General features: G+C 72.2%; 24 protein-coding genes. 7 read left to right on the top strand and 17 right to left on the bottom strand.

What is annotated here, in order from left to right; translation table 11 throughout:
• The first annotated feature begins 35 nt into the window (after nt 1–35).
• Nucleotides 36–782 (top strand): GntR family transcriptional regulator, encoded by a 747-nt coding sequence (locus AC1VWI_RS33710; RefSeq protein ID WP_499514788.1) that lies wholly within the window; start codon nt 36–38, stop codon nt 780–782.
• A gap of 72 nt (nt 783–854) precedes the next feature.
• Here the strand turns inward: AC1VWI_RS33710 and AC1VWI_RS33705 are convergent, their stop codons facing one another.
• Together AC1VWI_RS33705 and AC1VWI_RS33700 are read right to left on the bottom strand one after the other, a co-directional pair.
• Nucleotides 855–1,139, bottom strand: a complete 285-nt coding sequence (locus tag AC1VWI_RS33705; RefSeq protein ID WP_326571765.1) for a TfoX/Sxy family DNA transformation protein — start codon at nt 1,137–1,139, stop codon at nt 855–857.
• Nucleotides 1,140–1,168: 29 nt separating this feature from the next.
• Nucleotides 1,169–1,690: an ATP-binding protein gene (locus AC1VWI_RS33700; protein ID WP_499514787.1), complete on the bottom strand. Its 522-nt coding sequence runs from the start codon at nt 1,688–1,690 to the stop codon at nt 1,169–1,171.
• 145 nt (nt 1,691–1,835) lie between these two features.
• On the opposite strand from AC1VWI_RS33700, the gene AC1VWI_RS33695 reads away from it, so the two are divergent.
• Nucleotides 1,836–2,693 carry a helix-turn-helix domain-containing protein gene (locus AC1VWI_RS33695; protein WP_499514786.1) on the top strand — a complete coding sequence of 286 codons (858 nt, stop codon included), beginning with the start codon at nt 1,836–1,838 and terminating at the stop codon, nt 2,691–2,693.
• A 16-nt stretch (nt 2,694–2,709) separates the two neighbouring features.
• Here AC1VWI_RS33695 and AC1VWI_RS33690 read toward each other — a convergent pair whose 3' ends face one another.
• Complete coding sequence (locus AC1VWI_RS33690) at nt 2,710–3,150, bottom strand: DUF6278 family protein (RefSeq protein WP_499514785.1); 441 nt, start codon at nt 3,148–3,150, stop codon at nt 2,710–2,712.
• A gap of 5 nt (nt 3,151–3,155) precedes the next feature.
• The gene (locus AC1VWI_RS33685; protein ID WP_499514784.1) at nt 3,156–3,494 is read right to left on the bottom strand and encodes a cupin domain-containing protein; all 339 of its coding nucleotides are present in this window, start codon (nt 3,492–3,494) and stop codon (nt 3,156–3,158) included.
• A 109-nt stretch (nt 3,495–3,603) separates the two neighbouring features.
• Between AC1VWI_RS33685 and AC1VWI_RS33680 the strand changes: the two genes are divergently transcribed.
• A complete protein-coding gene (locus tag AC1VWI_RS33680) occupies nt 3,604–4,461 on the top strand; it encodes a hypothetical protein (protein WP_499514783.1) in 858 nt (285 codons plus the stop codon).
• Here AC1VWI_RS33680 and AC1VWI_RS33675 read toward each other — a convergent pair.
• The 13 genes from AC1VWI_RS33675 to iolC all read right to left on the bottom strand — a co-directional run bounded on the left by AC1VWI_RS33675 (nt 4,386) and on the right by iolC (nt 17,692).
• A complete protein-coding gene (locus AC1VWI_RS33675) occupies nt 4,386–5,165 on the bottom strand; it encodes an exodeoxyribonuclease III (protein ID WP_499514782.1) in 780 nt (259 codons plus the stop codon). The genes AC1VWI_RS33680 and AC1VWI_RS33675 overlap by 76 nt on opposite strands.
• 71 nt (nt 5,166–5,236) lie before the next feature.
• Nucleotides 5,237–5,884: an MBL fold metallo-hydrolase gene (locus AC1VWI_RS33670; protein WP_499514781.1), complete on the bottom strand. Its 648-nt coding sequence runs from the start codon at nt 5,882–5,884 to the stop codon at nt 5,237–5,239.
• Between the two features lie 127 nt (nt 5,885–6,011).
• Nucleotides 6,012–7,295, bottom strand: a complete 1,284-nt coding sequence (gene pcaDC / locus AC1VWI_RS33665; RefSeq protein WP_499514780.1) for a bifunctional 3-oxoadipate enol-lactonase/4-carboxymuconolactone decarboxylase PcaDC — start codon at nt 7,293–7,295, stop codon at nt 6,012–6,014.
• An 84-nt stretch (nt 7,296–7,379) separates the two neighbouring features.
• A complete protein-coding gene (locus tag AC1VWI_RS33660) occupies nt 7,380–7,901 on the bottom strand; it encodes a hypothetical protein (protein ID WP_499514779.1) in 522 nt (173 codons plus the stop codon).
• A gap of 5 nt (nt 7,902–7,906) precedes the next feature.
• Nucleotides 7,907–9,025, bottom strand: a complete 1,119-nt coding sequence (locus AC1VWI_RS33655; protein ID WP_499514778.1) for an ROK family glucokinase — start codon at nt 9,023–9,025, stop codon at nt 7,907–7,909.
• Between the two features lie 199 nt (nt 9,026–9,224).
• Nucleotides 9,225–10,034: an ATP-binding cassette domain-containing protein gene (locus tag AC1VWI_RS33650; protein ID WP_499516978.1), complete on the bottom strand. Its 810-nt coding sequence runs from the start codon at nt 10,032–10,034 to the stop codon at nt 9,225–9,227.
• Complete coding sequence (locus tag AC1VWI_RS33645) at nt 10,001–11,023, bottom strand: ABC transporter permease (protein ID WP_499514777.1); 1,023 nt, start codon at nt 11,021–11,023, stop codon at nt 10,001–10,003. The genes AC1VWI_RS33650 and AC1VWI_RS33645 overlap by 34 nt, the downstream gene beginning before the upstream one ends.
• Nucleotides 11,020–12,030 (bottom strand): sugar ABC transporter substrate-binding protein, encoded by a 1,011-nt coding sequence (locus AC1VWI_RS33640; protein ID WP_499514776.1) that lies wholly within the window; start codon nt 12,028–12,030, stop codon nt 11,020–11,022. The genes AC1VWI_RS33645 and AC1VWI_RS33640 overlap by 4 nt, the downstream gene beginning before the upstream one ends.
• 86 nt (nt 12,031–12,116) lie before the next feature.
• Nucleotides 12,117–12,917, bottom strand: a complete 801-nt coding sequence (locus tag AC1VWI_RS33635) for a GntR family transcriptional regulator (protein ID WP_499514775.1) — start codon at nt 12,915–12,917, stop codon at nt 12,117–12,119.
• 101 nt (nt 12,918–13,018) lie between these two features.
• On the bottom strand, nt 13,019–14,890 hold the full coding sequence (gene iolD, locus AC1VWI_RS33630) for a 3D-(3,5/4)-trihydroxycyclohexane-1,2-dione acylhydrolase (decyclizing) (protein ID WP_499514774.1): 1,872 nt from the start codon (nt 14,888–14,890) through the stop codon (nt 13,019–13,021).
• Entirely contained in the window at nt 14,890–15,795 is a 906-nt protein-coding gene (iolB, locus tag AC1VWI_RS33625; protein WP_499514773.1) for a 5-deoxy-glucuronate isomerase, read from the bottom strand. Before iolB ends, iolD begins: the two co-directional genes overlap by 1 nt.
• Before the next feature lie 38 nt (nt 15,796–15,833).
• Nucleotides 15,834–16,712, bottom strand: coding sequence for a Cgl0159 family (beta/alpha)8-fold protein (locus AC1VWI_RS33620; RefSeq protein WP_499514772.1), 879 nt, complete (start codon nt 16,710–16,712; stop codon nt 15,834–15,836).
• Nucleotides 16,713–16,744: 32 nt separating this feature from the next.
• Nucleotides 16,745–17,692: a 5-dehydro-2-deoxygluconokinase gene (gene iolC / locus AC1VWI_RS33615; RefSeq protein ID WP_499514771.1), complete on the bottom strand. Its 948-nt coding sequence runs from the start codon at nt 17,690–17,692 to the stop codon at nt 16,745–16,747.
• A 274-nt stretch (nt 17,693–17,966) separates the two neighbouring features.
• Between iolC and AC1VWI_RS33610 the strand changes: the two genes are divergently transcribed.
• The 4 genes from AC1VWI_RS33610 to AC1VWI_RS33595 all read left to right on the top strand — a co-directional run bounded on the left by AC1VWI_RS33610 (nt 17,967) and on the right by AC1VWI_RS33595 (nt 22,050).
• Nucleotides 17,967–18,980 carry a sugar ABC transporter substrate-binding protein gene (locus AC1VWI_RS33610; protein WP_499514770.1) on the top strand — a complete coding sequence of 338 codons (1,014 nt, stop codon included), beginning with the start codon at nt 17,967–17,969 and terminating at the stop codon, nt 18,978–18,980.
• Nucleotides 18,977–20,059, top strand: a complete 1,083-nt coding sequence (locus AC1VWI_RS33605; RefSeq protein WP_499514769.1) for an ABC transporter permease — start codon at nt 18,977–18,979, stop codon at nt 20,057–20,059. The genes AC1VWI_RS33610 and AC1VWI_RS33605 overlap by 4 nt, the downstream gene beginning before the upstream one ends.
• Before the next feature lie 5 nt (nt 20,060–20,064).
• Nucleotides 20,065–20,946, top strand: a complete 882-nt coding sequence (locus tag AC1VWI_RS33600) for an ATP-binding cassette domain-containing protein (protein WP_499514768.1) — start codon at nt 20,065–20,067, stop codon at nt 20,944–20,946.
• A gap of 192 nt (nt 20,947–21,138) precedes the next feature.
• A complete protein-coding gene (locus AC1VWI_RS33595) occupies nt 21,139–22,050 on the top strand; it encodes a sugar phosphate isomerase/epimerase family protein (protein WP_499514767.1) in 912 nt (303 codons plus the stop codon).
• Nucleotides 22,051–22,058: the final 8 nt, after the last annotated feature.

Genomic DNA, 22,058 nt, shown 5'->3' with positions numbered 1-22,058 from the left:
ACGTCGTGCCAGGAACGGGAGAGAGGACAGCGGGGATGGCCGAGCCGGCGCCGGTGTACCAGTGGATCGCCGACGACCTCATGCGGCGGATCGACGAGGGACTCCTCAAGCCCGAGTCCCGCATCCCCTCCCGTTCCCGGCTCAAGGAGGCCTACCGGGCGAGCGACCAGACCGTCGACCGGGCGGTGCGCGTGCTGAAGGCCGCGGGCTACGTCGAAGGGCAGTTCGGGCGCGGGGTGTTCGTGATCGACCGTTCGGCCCGCGGGACGCTCGACCGCGGCACCGGCGCCGTCGACTCGCCCTTCGCCACACGGGTCGCCGGTGACGCGGCAGCGGTGGACTGGGAGTCCTCGACGGTCACCACGACCGCCCCGCCGGCCATCGCCGAGCGGCTCCGCATCGCCACCGGCGACCCGGTGGTGATGACCCGTTACGAGTACCTGGCGAACCGCCGGCCCGTGCAGCTCGCGACCAGTTGGGAACCGCTGGCCATCACCGACGGCACGGACGTCGCGCACCCCGAACGCGGCCCCTACGCCCGCCGCGGCGTGCGGGGACGGCTGGCCGCGATCGGGGTCCGCGTGGTGCGGGCCCGCGAGGTCCTGGAGTCGCGGCCCGCCACCGGCTGGGAGGCGCAGACCCTCGGCTGTGCGCACGGCCAGTGCGTGACGGCGGTCCAGCGGACGTACTTCGACGCCGACGACCGCGCCGTGGAGACCTCGGACACGGTGATCCGCGCCGACCGCTGGCGGGTGGCGTACAGCATCGACTTCTCGTCCTGACCGGCTGCCGGGCGGGCGCACGGCCGGGTCCGGCGGGGCCGCGCCCCTCGGCCCGGTGGTGGCGCGCGATCGCTAACGGCCTCCGGCTGCGGCGCCCGCGTGGCCCTCGCCGAGTACCCGGCCGACCAGCGCGTCGCGGTCGGCCTTGGGGATGGCGGTCCAGCGGGTACCGCGGATCGCGCCCTCGAGGGCGAGCAGGGTGTGGGTGCAGGCGTCCTCGGGAAGCCCTTCGCGGATCATCGCGAAGGCCCCTCCGGATCCGAGGCGGCGCAGCTCGTCGGCGTCCGGCACACCGGCGCTGCGGAGGCGCTCGGCCAGGACCGCGCCGATGTTGGGCATCTGCTGCAGGGAGTCCATGACCCCATCATGCACCTCCCGACGCCCCGTCAGACGGCGATCTCGGCCCAGACACGCTTGCCGCCCGGCAGGAGGTCTGTCCCCCAGCGGTAGGTGAGGGCGGAAACCACCTGAAGACCGCGGGCGCTCCCCGTCGTGTCGGGGACCCGCCCGGTCAGCACCAGGCAGGGCGGAGTGCGGGAGCCGTCGCGGACCGACATGTGCACCAGCGTCAGCCGCCGCGACAGCGTGACACCCACACGCCGGCCCCCGGCGTGCCGCACGGCGTTGGAGACGAGCTCGGCGAGGACGATGCTCGCGGGGTCCATCAGGTACCCGAGGTCCCACGCGTCCAGGGTCGCCGCCAGGATGCGGCGCGCCTGGGCGGGCGCCAGGTCGTCGGCGGGCAGGAAGACCTCGCCCAGCAGGACGGTGGCGGGTGGGGCCGGGACGGGTTCGGCCGCCGGACCCTGGGTATGGAGGGTATCCGGAGGGGACTCGTCTCCGGCACCTCGGTCGGCGCCGGGGGCGACGCGCCGGAACGGGGGCTGTGCGGCCAGGTTGTCCCCCATGTGACCACCTCACAGGTGTCGTAGGTGGCGCCGAGCATTCCGTGAAGCACACGTGCACGCGATACCCCCGCGCTATTCTCACCACGACATACCCGCTGGTAACGCCGGTGGAAGGAACCGGCGCCGGTACGGACGGGAGTCGTGGATGTCGGGACCGGTTTCTGGCGATGCCGTCGAGATCCCCGCGTGGGCCTGGGAGCGCGAGGAGATACGGGAGGCCCTGCGGGCCCGCGACGCCGGGGCGATCCTGCGGTTCGCGCAGCAGTACGGCGGCGCGAGCCAGTCACGCATCGCCGCCGCGACGGGGCTGCTGCAGGGCCGGGTCAACGAGATCGTGCGGGGGCGCCGCTCGGTGGTGCGGTTCGACGTGTTCGAGCGCATCGCGCAGGGCCTGCGCATGCCGGACCACGCACGGATGCTCATGGGGCTCGCGCCGCGCCGCCTGCGCTCGTACGGCGTCCGCGACCTGATGGACCATCCGCAGGTCGCGGCGGTCGCGCTGACCAAGCCCGAGGCGGCCGCGGAGATCCGCGAGGTGGCCGCGAGCGCCGACGCGGTGGACGTGGTGGGCGTGCGCGCCCTGGGCCTGGTGGCGCTCGGCGACTCGCTGCTGCGCGGGCCGCTGACCCGCGACGGCCGGACCGGGGCCCCCCGCATGCGGCTGCTGTTGCTGCACCCGGAGAGCCCCGCGGTCGCCCGGATCGCGGAGGAGGTCGGCGAGACACCGCGCTTCTTCGCGTCGAGCCTGCGCTTCGCGGAGGACATGCTCGCCGCCCTCGCCGATGAAGGAACGATTCAGCTGGAGGTCTACCGCTACCGCACCGCGCCGGTGTGGCGGTTGGTGCGCCTCGACGGTGCCGCCTTCGTCTCCGTCATCGGACCGCCGGCGGACCCGCGGGGCTCGCTGGTCTACCGGCTCTCCGCCACACCGCCCGGCTCGGTGCTCTACGGCTTCGACCGCTGGTTCGAGGCCATGCTCGGCGAGGCCGAGCGCGTCATCTAGGAACGCCGGGCGGCGCTCAGGCCTCGGACGCCTCGGCGTGGACCTGGGACAGCTCCGGTGTGCCGCTCTCCGCCCACTCGTGGCCGGCCTCGACGACGTCGAGTTCACGGCCGGAGGCCAGCAGGATGACGGGCCGGCCGTTGGGCCAGATCTGCCAGCTCGCGCCCGGCACGGTGCGCACGATGACCGTGCCGAGGTAGAGCCCGGCGTCGTTGCCGAGCCAGGACAGCTCGTCCGGGTCGTCGCGCCAGCGCGGCACCAGTTGGTCCAGGCGCTCCAAAGAGACGGCCGTGTCGTCGAGTTCCACGCCCTCGGCCTCGGCCCTGGCGCGCAGCAGTTCGCACTCGGAGAGCAGTTCCGCGACTCCTTCCGGGTCCTCGGCGAGGGACTCCGGTACGGCCGCGCCGCGGACCTCGCCGTACCGTTTGCGCCACCTGTCCAGGAAGGAGATGTCCATGGGCATCAGCCTATGGCGTAGGCCTTGCGGAGTGTCTCGTGGACGGTCCATGTCGTGCGGTCTCCTTCGCGGAGGACGCAGACGTCGCCCGGGCCGAGCTCCAGGGTCGGTCCGCCCTCCACCTCGACGGTGGCCCGCCCGCTGACGACCACGAACATTTCGTCCGCCTCGGTGTCGGTCACCACACCGGGGGTGATCTGCCAGATCCCCCTCGAACGGGTGCCGTCGGGCGACTGCCACAGCACCGTTCCGGTGACCTCCGGGGAGCCGGAGACGATCTGCTCCGGGTCCAGGGGGTCGGGTTCGAGCACGGCGGCGGCGATGTCGACGGAGAAGCTCTTCATGGCCGGGAGCGTACGCGCGGGCGTATGCCAACGGTAACGACACGTTGTATACGTTCCGTTGCCGCACAATACGTAACGTAAGGCTGCCCCGCGCGAGAAGGGCCATGCAATGCGGGATGAACGGGAAGCCGCGGCACGGGCGGCGGACCGCGCCTGGCGGCTGCTGGAGGAACTGGCGGCACGGGCACCGGGGACGGTACGGCTGGCACCCGGCGCGGACGACGCCGAGATCGCGGCGTGGGACGTGCCGCTGCCCGACGAGGTGCGGCACCTGGTCGCCAGGGTGCGGTCGATCCGCATCGGGGGCCTGGAGGAGTACCGGCTGGCCCCGGAGCGCGGGCTGCACCCCGGTGGCTGGGCGGTGGGGCCGCCCGGCTCCGCGCACCTGCTGCACGAGTCGGGCGGGGACACGCTCTTCGTCGACGTGGACGAGGGCACCGGCGCCTGGGGCCGGGTGTTCGCAGCGACCGGGGTCTTCCTCGACACCTGGGCGTACGTCGCGCCGTCACTGGTCGACTGGGTCACCCTGCTGGCCCGGGCCGGGCTCACGGCCCTGGAGCGCACGGCGCCGGAGCCGGATCCGGATCCCGAACGGGCGGACGGCACGGCTCCGGACCACACGGCCGTGCTGGAGCGGCTCGCCGAGACCTCACACGTCTTCTCCTACCGGCCCGACCTGCGGGGCACGCCCGTGGGGCAGGCCCGGCCGGACGCCGACCCGGAGCTGGCCGGCGCGCTGGCCGGGCTGCCGGACGACGCCCTGGTGGTGGACCTGCGCGAGGTGGCGCACCCGGCCACCTTGCACCTGCCCTGCCCGCCCGGCCTGCGCGGCTACGTCGAGTTCCAGCGCAGGGCCGGCGGGCGCTTCGCGGTGGGCCTGCCCCGGAGCGGTCAGACGTCGAGGTCGACCACGACGGGGGCGTGGTCGGAGGCGCCCTTGCCCTTGCGCTCCTCACGGTCGACGTAGGCGTCGGAGACCGCCTTGCCGAAGGCCTGGTTCGCGTAGACCAGGTCGATCCGCATGCCGCGGTTCTTGGGGAAGGCCAGCTGGCGGTAGTCCCAGTAGGTGTACGGACGGTCGTACTTCAGCGGGCGGGGCACCACGTCGCTGAGCCCGGCCTCGCGCAGGTGCGCCAGCGCCTCCCGCTCCGCGGGGGTGACGTGGGTCAGCCCCTCGAAGACCGAGGGGTCCCACACGTCCTCGTCGGTGGGCGCCACGTTGTAGTCGCCGAGGACGGCGAAGGGGCGCCCGCCCGCTGCGTCCTGCGCGACCGCCGCGCGCAGCGCCTCGAACCAGCGCAGCTTGTAGGCGTAGTGCTCGTGGCCGACCTCACGGCCGTTGGGCACGTACACCGACCAGACCCGGACCGGGCCGCAGGTCGCCGAGACCGCGCGGGGCTCGTCGACCTCCTCGTACAACGGGCCGCCGGGCAGGCCGACGACGACGTCCCCGAGACCCACCTTGGACAGCAGGGCGACGCCGTTCCACCGGCCGGTGGCGTTGACGGCGGTCTCGTAGCCGAGGGCGCGCAGCTCGTCGAACGGGAACTGCGCCTCGGCGCACTTGGTCTCCTGGATGCACAGCACGTCCGGGCTGTTCTTCTCCAGCCAGGGCAGCAGCCGCGGCAGGCGGGCGGTGATCGAGTTGACGTTCCAGGTGGCGATGCGCATGGACCCGAATCTACCGCCCGCCTCCGACAACCGGCCCCGCGGCGTTCCCCGGGGCCGTCCGCGGCGGGTCGTCAGCCCAGGTCGGCGCTGTCGCCGGGGGCCAGCCTGCCGTGCTCCGCGCCGCCGACACCGGGCCCGTCGGGGCCGAGCAGCCGGTCGTAGACCGTACGCGCGACGTCGCTGAGCAGCCCGTCGTGCACGTCGATGGCACGGGCCGGCTTCACCTCGCGGAGGTAGTCGATGACCTCGGAGACCTTGCTCCAGGGGGCGTGCACCGGCAGCAGCAGCGTCTCGACGGACCGGCCGGGCACGGTGAGCGCGTCGCCGGGGTGGAAGACGGAGCCGTCGAGGAGGAAGCCCACATTGGTGATGCTCGGGATGTCGGGGTGGATCACGGCGTGCATCTGGCCGTGCACCTCGATGTCGAAGCCGGCCGCGCTGAAGGTGTCGCCCTCGCCGACGGTGTGGACCCGGCCCGGGAAGGCGGCCGACACCTGGTCGGCGACGCTCTTCAACGTCCAGATCTCGGCGGCGGGGTCGGCCTCCAGGGCGGCGCGCAGCTGCTGCTCGCTGAAGTGGTCCGCGTGCTCGTGCGTGATGAGCACCGCCTCCGCCCCCGTCGCGGCCCCCGGCTCGGTGAAGGCTCCGGGGTCGATGACGAGCACGCGCCCGTCCTTCTCCAGGCGGACGCAGGCATGGCCCCTCTTCGTCAGCTTCATGGCTCTCCTCCGGAGCGGTGAATCTTTGCATGGCCATCATGGCCGGGCCCGTGCGCACCGCACACGCCGCATCCAGGTGGGGATGGCAATGGGCTGACGGGGCGACCGGGCCGCCGTGCGCGCGGGCTCACTCCCGTGGCCGAGTCTCCTCCCGGATGACACGCCGCGCCACCGCGAAGGCGGAGGTGGCAGCGGGCACCCCGCAGTAGACGGCGGTGTGCAGTAGCACCTCCTCGATCTCGGCCGGGGTGAGGCCGCCGCGCAGCGCGGCCCGGGTGTGCGCGGCCAGTTCCGTGTGGTGGCCGCCGGCGACGAGTGCGGTCAGGGTGACGACGCTGCGGGTGCGCCGGTCCAGCCCGGGCCGGTTCCAGACCTCGCCCCAGGCGTAGCGGGTGACGAACTCCTCGAAGTCCCCGGCGGACTCCTCGGCCTCCTCCGCCGCCCGGTCGACGTGGGCGTCGCCAAGGAGCTCGCGCCGGGTGCGGTCGCCCTCCGCGTACGCGTCCGGGCGTTCGCCCGCGGTGCCGCCCCGGTGCTGCGGCGCGGGCCGTACGGGGGCCGCCGCCGGAACGGGCTCGGGGGCCGCGGGTGCGGGCTGCGCCGGGAGGGCCGCGGCGACGGGCTGCTCGGTCCAGGTGGCCTCGAAGTGGCGCGCGAGGAGTTCGCCCACGGCGGCGGGCTGCTCGACCGGCACCAGGTGCGAGGCCCCGGGGACGACCGCGAGCCGCGCGTCCGGTATCCCGGCGACCAGGGCCCGGGCGTCGGCGGGCGGCGTCACCTGGTCCTCGGCGCCGCCCAGGACCAGCGTCGGCACGGTGATCAGGCCCAGCTCGGCGCGCACGTCATGGGCGGCCAGCGCCTCGCAGGCGGCGATGTAGCACTCGGGGTCGACGGCGCGGGCCATCTGCACGGACCAGTCCACGATGGCGGCCTGGGCGGCACGGAAGGCGGGGGCGAACCAGCGCTCGGGGGTGCTCAGGGCGATCTGCTCCAGGCCGTTCGCACGGACGACGACGCCGAGCTGCCGCCATGCGTCAGGTGTCCCGAAGCGGGCGGCCGAGGAGACCAGCGCGAGCGAGGCGACGCGCTGCGGGGCGCGCAGCGCGAGCTGGGTGCCGATGGCGCCGCCGAAGGCGCAGCCCGCGTAGCCGAAGCGCTCGACGCCGGCCTCGTCCAGGGTGCGCAGCAGGCGGTCGGCGAGGTCTGTGGTGGAGGCCGAGGGGTCGGCGGGGGCACCGCCGTGCCCCGGGAGGTCGTACCGAAGCACCCTCCACTGCCGGGTCAGCTCGGGTATCTGCCGGTCCCACATGTGCCACGTCGTGCCCAGTGAGGGGCCGAGGACCAGGACCGGGGCGTCCTGCGGGCCGTCGATGCGGTGCTGGAGGGTCTTGGGGGTCTGCTCGTCGGTCACTCGCTCCACGCTATCGAGGCGTTCGCGGGCACGGACGTCCGGGCCCCGTGACGGCGCGGGACCCTTGCGGCGCCTGGGCGCCGGTCAGCGGAAGTTTATCGTGGACACGACATAGACCACGGGGTGGTCCGTGTTGGAGAGGTCGACCGTGATGTTGTGGTCCGGCTTGTCGCCGTGCTGCTTGAGCTTGAGACCGGCCCACCGGCGGTCCGTGCCGAAGGTCCAGCGCACCATGCGGGCCTGCTTCGGGCTCACGGTCACGTCGCCGTCCTCGAGGGCGGAGCGGCTCGTGCCGACCTGGGCGAGGAAGGTGTCCAGGCCGCCCTGGTTGGTGCGGAACTGCACGTAGAAGGAGCTGGAGGCCCAGTTGTTGGTCTCCAGGTACGCCACCGGCGTCGACCCGGACGGGATCGGCACCTCGTAGATGCGCCGCTGCACCTTGGTGGGCCACAGGTAGGTGAGCGTGGTGGCGGCCGCCTGCTGCTGCTTCTCCTCGCCGCTGTCCCGGCTCTGCTCGGCGGAGATGATCACGTAGCCGATCGGCACCAGGATCAGCAGCGGGACGACCGTCCACTGCACCCAGCGCGGCGGCTTCCTCGGGGGCATGGCACTCACTTGCCGACGACCTTCGCGTAGCGCTCGTACCGCTCGACCCGCCGCCGGTTGGCCCGCCGGAAGCGGCGCGCGACCAGCCGCGCCAGGTCCGCGGCGCCGACCATCCCGGCCTCGGGGCCGAGTTGCGCCTTGACGATACGCGCCTCCGGCCGGTAGCCGCGGCCGGTCAGATGGCGCCGGAAGGCGTCGCGGGCCGGGGCGATCAGCAGGTCGTCGGCCGCGCTGACACCGCCGCCGATGACGAAGCAGGAAGGATCCAGGGCGGCGGCAAGGTTGGCGATGCCGACGCCCAGCCACTGGCCGATGTCCTGGAAGAGCTCGACGCACATCGGATCACCCTCACGGGCGAGCTCCGTGATGAGCGGTCCGGTGATCTCCCGGACCTGGCCGTCGACCCGGTCGATGATCCCGTACGCCACCGGGGACTCCGCCGCCGCGAGTTCGCGGGCCTCACGCACCAGGGCGTTGCCCGAGCTGTACTGCTCCCAGCAGCCGCGGTTGCCGCAGGCGCAGCGGTGGCCGCCGGGCACGACCTGCATGTGGCCGAACTCGCCCGCGACGCCGTAGCGGCCCCGCTTGACCTGGCCGTCCTCCAGGATGGCGCCGCCGATCCCGGTGCCCAGCGTGATCATGACGAGGTCGTTCTCACCGCGGCCGGCGCCGAAGCGCCACTCCGCCCACGCGGCGGTGTTCGCGTCGTTGTCCACCATGACGGGGACCCGCAGGCGCTCGGTGAGACGGGCCTTCAGCGGCTCGTCGCGCCAGGACAGGTGAGGGGCGAAGAGCACCCGGGAGCGGTCCGCGTCGACCCACCCGGCCGCGCCGATGCCCACGGCGTGCACGTCGTGCCGCTCGGACAGGTCGAGGACGAGCTCGGTGATGGTGTCCTCGACCACCTTCGGGCTCTTGCTCTTGTCCGGGGTCTCGGTGCGCAGCTTCTCCAGGATGGTGCCGTCCGCGTCGACGACGCCGGCCATCACCTTGGTGCCGCCGATGTCGATGCCGACGGTGGGGACCCGGGGCGCGGTGAGGTGCGAGCGTCGCTCGCGGCGGCCCACCGTGCTCAGGAGTGTGGAACTGCTGGAGGAGCGGGCGGCTCCTCGGTACATGCTCATCGGTTCACCCCCGTGGATCCGATCCCGGACTCGGTCCCGAACTGCTGCTCGGTCGTCGCTCGCAAGGCTCGTCTCTCCGGGGTCGGGGGCGTTTCTCCGAGTGATTCTAAGTGCCGGGGCCCGCGGGGGCGTGGCCCGCTGCCCCGGGCGTCGGCGGAGCGGGGGCGCGGGTGGACGGCCGTTGGCCGCCCACCCGCCCTCACGGCGCCGGGCGGCGCAGTTCGTGCGCGAGGGCCTCGAGGTCCGAGCCGCCCGCCATCTCCCGGGTGAGCTCGTCCACCGTGATCCCGTCCCTGGTGTAGGAGCCGGTCATCGTGCCGCGGCGCAGCAGGACGAAGCGGTCGCCGACGAGGTGGGCGTGGTGGGGGTTGTGCGTGATGAGGACCACACCCAGCCCGGCGTCCCGGGCCGCGGCGACGTACTTCAGGACGACGCCGGACTGCCGGACGCCGAGTGCCGCCGTGGGCTCGTCGAGGATGAGCACCTTGGCCCCGAAGTGCACGGCCCGGGCGATGGCGACGCTTTGCCGCTGCCCGCCCGACAAGGTGCCGATGGGCTGGTCCACGTCGCGCAGGTCGATCCCCATGTCGCGCAGTGCCGTGCGCGTGGTCTCCCGCATCATGGCGACGTCGAGGCGCTTGAGGGGGCCGCGGCCCTTCCTCGGCTCGGAGCCGAGGAAGAAGTTCCGCCACACCGGCATCAGCGGGACGACGGCCAGGTCCTGGTAGACCGTGGCGATGCCGCGGTCGAGGGCCTCGCGGGGGGAGGCGTGGCGTACGGGCACGCCCTCGATCTCGTAAGCGCCCCCGTCGTGCTGGTGCAGCCCGGCGATGATCTTGATCAGGGTGGACTTGCCGGCACCGTTGTCGCCGAGGACGCAGGTGATCTCCCCCGCGTGCACCTCCAGGGAGACGCCCTCCAGGGCGCGTACGTGCCCGTACGCCTTGCTGACGTCGGTCAGCTTCACCAGGACCGTCACTTCGCCGCCTCCGCCCGCTTGCGCACCCAGGCGTTGAGCAGCGTCGCCAGCAGCAGCATGGCGCCCAGGAAGAACTTGAACCAGTCCGGGTTCCACTCGGCGTAGACGATGCCCTTGCTGGTCATGCCGAAGATGAACGCGCCGACCGCCGAGCCGATGGCGGAGCCGTAGCCGCCGGTCATCAGACAGCCGCCGATCACGGCGGCGATGATGTACAGGAACTCGTTGCCGATGCCCTCTCCCGACTGCACGACGTCAAAGGAGAAGAGCAGGTGCTGCCCGGAGATCCACGCGCAGAAGGCGACGGCCATGTACAGGCCCGTCTTCGTACGGGTGACGGGGACGCCGACCGCGCGGGCCGCGTCGGGGCCGCCGCCGGAGGCGAAGATCCAGTTGCCGGCGCGGGTGCGCAGCAGGACCCACGTGGCGACGGCGACCAGCGCGATCCACCACAGGATGGTCACCTGGAGGTCGACGTCGCCGATCGTCAGGTGCGAGGCGAACAGCGCCCGCGCCGACGCGAAGCCCTCCATGTCGGAGATGGACTTGGTGCTGACCGTGCCGTCGATGAGCTTGGTGAAGCCCAGGTTGAGGCCGGTGAGCATCAGGAAGGTGCCCAGCGTGATGATGAAGCTCGGCAGCTTCGTGCGGGCCAGCATGATGCCGTTGAAGAAGCCGATGGCGAGGGTGACGAGCAGCGAGACGCCGACGCCCACCCAGACGTTCGCCGTCATCTGGTAGCTGAACATCGACGACACCAGGGCGGAGGACGTGACCAGCACGCCCGCCGACAGGTCGAACTCGCCGCCGATCATCAGCAGTGCCACCGGCACCGCCATGATCCCGATGGTGGACGCTGCGTAGAGGATGGTCCCCAGGCTCGCCGGCCGCAGGAAGGAGTCGGCCGCCACGGAGAAGAAGACGAAGACGGCCACGGCGCCGACGACCGCCCCGAGCTCGGGGCGGCTGAGCAGGCGGTGCCCGAGCCGTCTCGGGGGCGCGAGGCTGTCCGCGGTCATCGGGTGCCCCGCTTCGCGTAGTCCTTCAGCGCGGCCGCGTCGTCCTTGGTGACGATCTGCGGGCCGGTCAGCACGGGCCTGCCACCGCCGAGCACGTCGGCGTTGTACCGGTAGAGCCACAGCAGGTCGACGGCCTCGTAGCCCTGCAGGTACGGCTGCTGGTCGACGGCGAAGCCGATGGTGCCGTCCTCCAGCGCGCCCGCGACCTGGCCGTTGAGGTCGAAGGTGTCGACCTCGGCCTGGCTGCCCGCCTGGTCCTTCGCCTTGGCGGCGGTGGCGGCGTAGGGCGCGCCCAGGGTCACGACGGCGTCGATGGAACGGTCGGCCGCCAGCTTGGCCTGGAGGGCGGACTGGACGTCCGGCATGTTGGTGCCGTTGACGTAGAGGTTCTCCGTCGTGCCCGCGAAGGTGTTCTTCACGCCCGCGCAGCGCTGCTCGTGGCCGACGTTGCCCTGCTCGTGGAGCACGCACAGGACGTGCTTCCTGCCGCGCGCCGTGAGCTCGTCGCCGACGGCCTCGCCGGCGACGGTCTCGTCCTGGCCGATGTGCGCCAGGGCGCCGTACTCCTTGGACTGGGCGGACCCGGAGTTGATGGTGACGACCGGGATGCCGGCCTTCTCCGCCTTCAGGACGACGTCCTTCATGGCCTCGGGCTTGGCGAGCGTGACGACGAGGCCGTCGACCTTCTGGTCGATGGCGGTCTGCACCAGCTGCGCCTGGTCCTTGCCCTGGTCGCTGTTGGAGTACAGGAATTTGATGTTGTCCTTGGCCGCGGCCTGCCGGGCGCCCTTCTGGACGATGTCCCAGAAGCTGTCCCCGGCACCGGCGTGGGTGACCATGGCGACCGTCCACTTCGGTGTGTCGACGGCCGATCCGTTGGCCTGGGCCTCCTTGGCCCGCTGCTCCGCGCGCAGGCCCCCGGTGCTGCTGCAACCCGCCAGCGCCACACCGATGACCACTGTCAGTAGCGCACCGAGCGCACGCTTTCCCCTGTTCGCGCTCTCCACGTCGTGCCTTTCCCTGCAGGTCTTGGAACCGACCAAGTATCCGTCACAGGGTGCGATGCTTGCGGAAGGGGGGGTTCCGCGGTCGTTCAGGCCCGTACGAGGAGCTGGAACTCGAAGGCGTAGCGGGAGGCGCGGTAGATGTGCGTGCCGTACTCGACGGCCCGTCCCGTGTCGTCGTACGTCGTCCGGCTCATGGTGAGCAGCGCGGCCCCGGGGTCCTCGGCGAGCAGCTCGCCCTCCGCCTCGGTGGCGCACCGGGCGCCGACCGACTGACGGGCGCTGTGCAGGGTGATCCCGGCGGCGCGCATCATGCGGTACAGGCCGGTGGACTCCAGCCTGGCGTTGTCCAGGGACAGCAGTCCCGGCGGCAGGTAGTTGCACATGTGGGCCATCGGCTCACCGTGGGTGAAGCGCAGCCGTTGCAGGACGACGACGTCGCTGCCCTCGGCGAGGCCGAGCGCGGCGGCGACCTGGGCGGAGGCCGGTTCGGTCTCGTTGCGCAGCACCTGGGTCGCGGGGCTCTGCCCGGCCGCCTGGAGGTCGTCGAAGAGGCTGCTCAGCTCCAGGGGCCGCTTGACCTGGCTGTGCACGACCTGGGTGCCCACGCCGCGACGGCGCACCAGCAGTCCCTTGTCCACGAGCGACTGGATGGCCTGCCGGACGGTCGGCCGGGAGAGGCCGAGCCGTCCGGCGAGTTCGATCTCGTTGCCCAGGAGGCTGCCCGGGGCGAGCCTGCCGTGCTCGATGGCGCCCTCCAGCTGCTGGGCGAGCTGGTAGTACAGCGGCACCGGGCTGGAGCGGTCCACCTCGAACTCGAGCGGCGCGGACTCTGCTTTGGACACAGGGGGAGCGTATCCGCCGGTCTCGATCTCAGGAAACTCTGACATCACATTGTCCGAACATTTGGGTCCACCCCTTCTCGAAGGGCCCGCGGGCGGGCCGGTGCGGTCGGTGGCGCGGTCGGTGGTGCCGTGTTCCGGGAGCCGCCTCACAGGTGGCGGCGGCGGTCGCCCAGGTGCCGTTCGTAGGACTTGCGGGCCTCGACGGCCGCCTCCCGCGAGGCGGTCTCGGCGACCGGCACGTCCCACCAGGCCTGGGCGGCGGGGGCCGTCGGCGTGGGGTCGGTCTCGACGTACACGCAGGTCGGGCGGTCGGAGGCACGGGCGGCGGCCAGCGCCTCGCGCAGCTCGCGCACCGTCCGGGCGCGCAGCACGTCCATCCCGAGGCTGGCGGCGTTGGCGGCGAGGTCCACCGGGAGCGGGTCGCCGGTGAAGGAGCCGTCGGCGGCCCGGTAGCGGTAGGCGGTGCCGAAGCGCTCGCCGCCGACCTCGGAGGACAGTCCGCCGATGGAGGCGTAGCCGTGGTTCTGGATGAGGAGGAGGTTGACGTTCACGCCCTCCTGGACCGCGGTCACGATCTCCGTCGGCATCATCAGGTAGGTGCCGTCCCCGACGAGCGCCCACACCGGCCGGTCGGGCGCCGCCATGCGCACGCCGATGGAGGCGGGGATCTCGTAGCCCATGCAGGAGTAGCCGTACTCCAGGTGGTACTGCCGCGGTGAGCGGGCGCGCCACAGCTTGTGCAGGTCACCGGGGAGGGAGCCGGCGGCGTTGATGACCACGTCGTCGTCGCCGACCACCGAGTCGAGCGCGCCGAGCACCTGCGTCTGGGTGGGGCGGTCCGTGTCGTCCGCGGCGTACGCGGCGTCGACCACACGCTCCCAGCTCTCCTTGCCCGCGCGGTACTCGGCCTCGTACGCCGGGTCGACGCGGTGTCCCGCCACGGCCCCGGCGAGGGCTTCGAGGCTCGCGCGGGCGTCGCCGACCAGGGTGCGGGCACCGAGCTTGTGGGCGTCGAAGCCGGTGACGTTGAGGTTGAGGAAGCGCACCCCGGGGGCGGCGAAGAGCGTGGAGGAGGCGGTGGTGAAGTCGGTGTAGCGGGTGCCCACGCCGATGACCAGGTCGGCGGTGCGCGCGATGTCGTCGGCCACGGCGGTGCCGGTGTGCCCGACGCCGCCGAGGTCGGCCGGGTGGTCGTGGCGCAGCGAGCCCTTGCCGGCCTGGGTGGACGCCACCGGGATGCCGGTGGCCTCGGCCAGCGCCTGAAGGGCCGGCTCGGCCTCGCTGTGGTGGACGCCGCCGCCCGCGATGATCAGCGGGCGCCGCGCGGCGCGCACCGCCTCGGCGGCCGCCGCGAGTTCGGCGGCCTCGGGGGCCGGGCGGCGTACGTGCCAGACGCGCTCGGCGAAGAACTCCTCCGGCCAGTCGTACGCCTCGGCCTGGACATCCTGCGGGAGGGCGAGCGTGACGGCGCCGGTCTCGGCGGGGTCGGCGAGCACCCGCACCGCCTGGAGCGCGGACGGGATCAGGGCCTCGGGCCGGGTGACCCGGTCGAACCAGCGGGAGACCGGGCGCAGCGCGTCGTTGACGGAGACGTCGCCGTACTGGGTGTGCTCCAGCTGCTGCAGCACCGGGTCGGGGAGGCGGTTGGCGAAGGAGTCGCCGGGGAGCAGGAGCACCGGCAGCCGGTTGACGGTGGCGAGCGCGGCGCCGGTGACGAGGTTGGTGGCGCCGGGGCCGATGGAGGTGGTGACGGCCTGTGCGGACAGCCGGTTGAGCTGGCGGGCGTAGCCGACGGCGGCGTGCACCATGGCCTGCTCGTTGCGGCCCTGGTGGTAGGGCATCTCCTGGCGATACTCCACCAGGGCCTGGCCGATGCCGGCGACGTTGCCGTGGCCGAAGATGCCCCACGTGCCGGCGACGAGCCGGCGGCGGACCCCGTCGCGCTCGGTGTACTGCGCGGACAGGAACCGCACCAGCGCCTGGGCGACCGTGAGGCGTCGTACGGACTGGCTGCTCATCAGGACCTCTCGGGGGCTTCGCCGGTGGCGGCGGGGGCGGTGTACAGGGGCAGGCGCGGGTCGACGGGCTGGTCCGGCCAGGTGGCGCGGACCCAGGCGTGGTCGGGGTGGTCGCAGATCAGCCAGGCGCGCTCCTCCCCCGGGCCCGCCATGACGTTGAGGTAGTACATGTCGTGGCCGGGGACGGCCATCGAGGGGCCGTGCCAGCCGTCGGGGATGAGGACGACGTCGCCGTGCCGGACCTCGGCGAGGACGTCGGTGTTGCGGCCGTTGCCGGAGGGTGACACCCGCTGGTAGCCGATGCCCTCCTTGCCGTGCGCCGGGGCGATCTCGAAGTAGTAGATCTCCTCCAGGCGCGATTCGCCCTCGCGGTCCTCGTCGTGCTTGTGCGGCGGGAAGGACGACCAGTTGCCCGCCGGGGTGAGCACCTCGACCGCGATCAGCCGGTCGCACTCGAAGACCCCGGCGGCGCCGAAGTTGTTGACCTGGCGGCTGCAGCTGCCGCTGCCCCGCAGCTCGACGGGGACGGCGGAGGCCGGTCCGTAGCGGGCGGGCAGCCGCCGGTCGCAGCGGGCACCGGTCAGGGCGAAGCGGCCGCCGGAGGCGGTGGTGACGGTGACCGTCTCGTCGCGCGGCACGTACGCGAAGTCGCTGACGCCGGCGAAGACGCTCTCGCGCCCGGCGAGCCGGAACGTCCCTTCTGCGGTGGAGACCTCGCAGCCACCGGAGAGCGGCAGCACGATCCACTCGCTGTCACCCGTGGCGAACTCGTGCCGCCCGCCGGGCCCGAGTTCCAGGATCCGCAGCGAGGAGTGGTCCCAGCCGGCCCGTCCGGGGTCGACGTCGACGGCGTACGGGCCGGCGGCGGCCTTCCCTGCGGCCAGGTGGTTCTCGGTGCTGGTCATGGCGTGAGCCTCGCACTTCTCGCGGTTCGACCGGGACGTCACAGCAGGCCGACGGCGGTGTCGACGGCGGTCTCCACACCGCCCTCCGCCGGGTAGAGGAGGGTGCGGCCGACGACCAGGCCCTGGACGGTGGGCAGGCGCAGCGCCTTGCGCCACTTCTCGTAGACCGCGTCCTGTTCCCTGCCCACCTCTCCCCCGAGCAGGACGGCGGGGAGGGTGGAGGTCTCCATGACGGTGGCCATGTCGTCGACGTCATCGGTGACGGGCACCTTGAGCCAGGTGTAGGCGGAGGTCCCGGCGAGCCCGGAGGCGATGGCGATGGACTTGGTGACGGCCTCCGCGCTCAGGTCGTTGCGCACCCTGCCGTCGACGCGGCGGGATATGAAGGGCTCGACGAAGACCGGGAGCCGGTGCTCGGCCATGTCGTCGATGGCGCGGGCGGTGGCGACCATGGTGCTCAGCGAGCCGCTGTCCTCGTAGCTGATGCGCAGCAGCAGCTTGCCCGCGTCGAAGCCGAGCCGGGCTATGTCCTGGGCGCGGTGGCCGGTGAAGCGGTCGTCGAGCTCGAAGGATGCGCCGGCGAGGCCCCCGCGGTTCATCGACCCCATGACGACCTTGCCCTCGAGCGCGCCGAGCAGCAGCAGGTCCTCCAGGATGTCCGCGGTGCCGAGGACCCCGTCCACGCCGGGGCGGGAGAGCGCGGTGCACAGCCGCTCCAGCAGGTCGACGCGGTTGGCCATGGCGAACTCCCGGTCGCCCACGGCGAACGCGCCCCGCGCTGGGTGGTCCGCGGCCACGATCATCAGCCGGCCGCTGTCGCCGACGAGCGGGCGGCGGACGCGGCGGGCGGCGGCCTCGGCTATCGCCTCGGGGTGGTGGGTCCGCACCTTCACCAGGTCGGAGATGCTGATGCTCAAGAGGAGCTCACTTTCGGGCAGAGAACGGACCGTCAGCCGCGGTCGAGGAGGTCCTGGACCTCCGACGCGGTGGGCATCGCGGAGGAGCAGGCCAGGCGCGACGCCACGATCGCGCCGGCGGCGTTGGCGTGGCGCATGATCCGCTCCAGGTCCCAGCCGGCGAGCAGCCCGTGGCAGAGGGAGCCGCCGAAGGCGTCGCCCGCGCCGAGCCCGTTGACCACTTCGACGGGCACCGGCGGGACCTCTGCGGTACTGCCGTCGCGGTGGACGGCCAGGACGCCCTTGGGGCCCTGCTTGACGACGGCCAGTTCGACACCGGCGGCGAGCAGCGCCTCGGCCGCGGCGCGTGGTTCGCGCACCCCCGTGGCGATCTCGCACTCGTCGAGGTTGCCGACGGCGACGGTGGCCGAGGCCAGCGCCCGTGCGTAGTAAGGACGGGCCTCGTCCGGGTCCTTCCAGAACATGGGGCGCCAGTCGAGGTCGAAGACGGTGGTGCCGCGCCGCGCCCTGGCCTCGAGGGCGGCGAGGGTGGCGGTGCGGCTGGGCTCCGCGCACAGGCCGGTCCCGGTCATCCAGAAGATGCGGGCGGTCCGGACGGCGTCGAGGTCCAGTTCGGCGGCGTGGATCTCGAGGTCGGGGGCCTTGGGGAGCCGGTAGAAGTAGAGCGGGAAGTCGTCCGGCGGGAAGATCTCGCAGAAGGTGACCGGCGTCGGGTACGCGGCGACGGGGGTGACGTAGCGGTCGTCGACCCCGAACTCCTTGAGGGCCTGGTGGCAGTAGGCGCCGAAGGGGTCGTCGCCGGTGCGGGTGATGACGGCGGTGCTGCGGCCGAGGCGGGCCGCGGCGACCGCGACGTTGGTGGCGGAGCCGCCGAGGAACTTGCCGAACGTCTCGACCTGGGGCAGCGGCACACCGGTCTGCAGGGGGTAGAGGTCCACCCCGATCCGGCCCATCGTGATCAGGTCGTACGGCTCGGTCATGGGCGTGACTCCTCGTCGTGCGTCACCGGGGGGTCGCTCTGCGGCCCTGTCAGGTCTAGCCCGCCCGGTCGCGCGATGTCAACACTATGTCCTTACATACGAACGTACCGCCCGCCGGAAGTCCGGGTCGTTACCTTGTCGTTACGTCGAGATGAATTGATGTCTTGACAAAGTCTTGACAGGGGCCCCGGGGAGGGGTTTGCTCCCGTGCAGCACCCGGCCATGTGAACACGTCCGTCCCCTTCTCCCTCCCACCGCAGTGAGGTGCAGGAACATGGAACGCTCTCGCAGAAACCGTCGGATCTCCGCCGTCGCGGCCCTCTCCGCCGCGGCGGTCCTCCTCGCAGCGGGCTGTTCCAGCAGCTCGGGCGGGAAGAAGGCCGAGGAGTCGGCGGACGCCCCCGCCGCGGGCAAGGCCGGCACCCCGCGGATGAAGATCGCGATGGTCACCCACGCCGCCCCCGGTGACACCTTCTGGGACCTGATCCGCAAGGGCGCCCAGGCCGCCGCCGCCAAGGACAACGTGGAGCTCATCTACTCCAACGACCCCAACGCGGCGACCCAGGCCAACCTGATCCAGAACGCGATCGACCAGAAGGTCGACGGGATAGCCGTCACCCTGGCCAAGCCCGACGCGATGAAGGACGTCGTCGCCAAGGCCGAGGCCGCGGGCATCCCGGTGGTCGGCTTCAACGCGGGTCTGGACGACTGGAAGGACCAGGGACTGCTGGAGTACTTCGGGCAGGACGAGAGCGTCGCCGGCGAGGCGCTGGGCAACAAGCTCAACGACCTCGGCGCCCAGCACAACATCTGCGTGATCCACGAACAGGGCCACGTCGCCCTGGAGGCCCGCTGCGCCGGCGTGAAGAAGACCTTCAAGGGGAAGACCGAGAACCTCTACGTCAACGGCACGGACATGCCGTCGGTGAAGTCCACGATCACGGCGAAGCTCAAGCAGGACTCCGGCATCGACTACGTCGTCACCCTGGGCGCGCCCTTCGCCCTCACGGCCGTCCAGTCGGTCGCGGACGCCGGGAGCAAGGCCAAGGTCGGCACGTTCGACCTCAACAAGGACCTGGTCAAGGCCGTCCAGGACGGTGGTGTGCAGTTCGCCGTCGACCAGCAGCCCTACCTGCAGGGCTACCTCTCCGTCGACTCCCTGTGGCTGTACAAGACCAACGGCAACGTCAGCGGCGGAGGCGTCGCCCCGGTGCTGACCGGCCCGGCCTTCGTCGACAAGGACAACGTCGAGTCCGTGGCCTCGTTCGCCGCGAAGGGCACCCGGTGATCCCTGTGTCCCAGGCAGCCGCCCCAGCGGCGTCCCCCTCACCACCCGCGGCGCCCGCCTCCAAGACGGACGGCCGCACCTCCGAACGCTCGCTGCTGCGCAGGACGCTGGCCCGCCCGGAGATCGGCGCGCTGATCGCCGCCGTCGCGGTCTACCTCTTCTTCTTCGCGGTGGCGCCGTCCTTCCGCGAGGCGGGCTCGCTGGCGACCGTGCTCTACCAGGCGTCGGTGATGGGCATCATGGCGCTGCCCGTGGCCCTGCTGATGATCGGCGGCGAGTTCGACCTCTCGGCCGGCGTCGCGGTCACCGCGTCGGCGCTGACCGCGAGCATGTTCAGCTTCCAGTTGAGCATGAACGTGTGGACCGGGGTGGCCGTCGCCCTGGTGGTGTCCCTGGGCATCGGGGCGCTCAACGGCTACATGCTGGTGAAGACCGGGCTGCCCAGCTTCCTCATCACCCTGGCCACCTTCCTGATGCTGCAGGGCCTCAACCTTGCGGTCACCAAGATCTTCACCGGCAACGTCGCCACCGACTCCATCAGCGACATGGACGGCTTCGACCAGGCGCGCGCACTGTTCGCCTCGGAGATCGGCATCGGCGGGGTCCAGCTCAAGGTGACGGTGCTGTGGTGGCTCGGCTTCGCGGCGCTGGCCACCTGGGTGCTGCTGCGCACCAGGTTCGGCAACTGGACCTTCGCGGTCGGCGGCAACAAGGACAGCGCGCGGGCGGTCGGCGTACCGGTGGCCTTCACCAAGATCGCGCTGTTCATGGCCGTGGGCTTCGGGGCCTGGTTCACCGGCATGCACCTGCTGTTCTCGTTCAACGCGGTGCAGTCGGGCGAAGGCGTCGGCAACGAGTTCCTGTACATCATCGCGGCGGTCATCGGCGGCTGCCTGCTCACCGGCGGCTACGGTTCGGCGATCGGCTCGGTGATCGGCGCCTTCATCTTCGGGATGGTCTCCCAGGGCATCGTGTACGCCAACTGGAACCCCGACTGGTTCAAGTTCTTCCTCGGCGTGATGCTCCTGATCGCGACCCTCGTCAATCTGTGGGTCCGCCGCACGGCGACCCGGAGGTGAGCCCGATGACCACCGCCACCACCACCGACCCCGACGGCACCGCCGCCGTCCCCGGGCCCGTCGTCGAACTGGACCGGGTGGGCAAGAGCTACGGCAACGTCCGCGCCCTGCACGGGGTCGACCTGGCCGTCCGGCCGGGACAGGTCACCTGCGTCCTCGGCGACAACGGCGCGGGCAAGTCCACCCTGATCAAGATCGTCTCCGGGCTGCACCAGCACACCGAGGGCGAGTTCCGCATCGACGGCGCACCCGTACGGCTGAACACCCCGCGCGAGGCCCTGGACCGCGGCATCGCCGCCGTCTACCAGGACCTGGCGACCGTCCCGCTGATGCCGGTCTGGCGGAACTTCTTCCTCGGCTCCGAACTGACCCGCGGCCCCCGGCCCGTACGGCGCCTGGACATCGCCCGGATGAAACGGACCGCGGACGAGGAACTGCGGGCGATGGGCATCGTCCTGGACGACCTGGAACAGCCCATCGGCACCCTCTCCGGCGGCCAGCGGCAGTCCGTGGCCATCGCCCGCGCGGTCCACTTCGGCGCGCGGGTGCTGATCCTGGACGAGCCGACCGCGGCGCTGGGCGTCAAGCAGTCGGGTGTCGTCCTGAAGTACATCGCGGCCGCACGCGACCGGGGTCTGGGCGTCATCTTCATCACCCACAATCCGCACCACGCCTTCATGGTGGGCGACCACTTCTCGGTGCTGCGGCTGGGCACCCTGGAGCTGAGCGCGGACCGCGACGAGGTCTCCCTGGAGGAGCTGACCCACCACATGGCCGGCGGCGCCGAGCTGGCCGCGCTCAAGCACGAACTCGCCCAGGTCCGCGGCGTCGACGTGGAGGAACTGCCCGGACCGGAGGACCTGGGCGAGGGCCGCCCCTCCCCGTGAGGGGCCGCCCAGCCCCCGTTCCACTCTGACATGACGTCCGTATGTCAGGACTAACTCTTGACGGCTGCCCGGCCGGACGGCGAAGCTTCCAGCGGGACCACGGAGCTTCGCGGGCATCCGTACCACCGCCCTGACGGGCCGCCCTACCGAACCACGACCGGTCCGCGGCGACCGGTGAGAGGAGCCCTCCTCATGACTGCCCCCTCCCCCGTTCTGGACCGGATCCGGATCGGCTCCGCGCCCGACTCGTGGGGCGTCTGGTTCCCCGACGACCCGCAGCAGGTGCCCTGGCGGCGCTTCCTGGACGAGGTCTCCGAGTCGGGCTACGAGTGGATCGAGCTCGGCCCGTACGGCTACCTGCCGACCGACCCCGCCCGGCTCACCGAGGAGACCGCGCGCCGCGGCCTGAAGGTCTCCGCGGGCACCGTCTTCACCTCCCTGCACCGCGGGCCCTCGGTGTGGGACGCCACGTGGGAGCACGTCGGCCAGGTCGCCGCCCTCGCCCAGGCCATGGACGCCGGTCACCTGGTGGTCATCCCGTCCTTCTGGCGCGACGACAAGACCGCCGAGGTCATCGAGCCGCGCGAGCTCACCGCCGAGCAGTGGGGACACCTCGCGACCGGCATGGAGCGCCTGGGCCGCCAGGTCCGCGACACGTACGGCCTGGACATCGTGGTCCACCCGCACGCCGACACGCACATCGACACCGAGGAGCACGTCGAGCGCTTCCTCGACGCCACCGACCCCGGTCTGGTCAGCCTCTGCCTGGACACCGGCCACTACGCCTACTGCGGCGGCGACAGCGTCAAGCTCATCGAGACCTACGGGGAGCGGATCGGCTACCTGCACCTCAAGCAGGTCGACCCGGAGATCCTCGCCGACGTCGTCAAGAACGGGATCCCCTTCGGCCCGGCCGTGCAGCGCGGGGTCATGTGCGAGCCGCCGGCCGGGGTGCCCGCCCTGGAGCCCGTGCTGGCCGCCGCGCAGGGCCTGGGCGTGGACCTCTTCGCCATCGTCGAGCAGGACATGTACCCCTGCGAGCCGGAGCGGCCGCTGCCCATCGCGCAGCGCACCCGGAAGTTCCTGCGCTCCTGCGGTGCCTGACGCACCGC

This window comes from Streptomyces sp. TOM-9 (genome assembly GCF_056858595.1).
The sequence above is the reverse complement of the archived record's forward strand: the minus strand, read 5'-3'. Positions and strand labels throughout refer to the sequence as shown.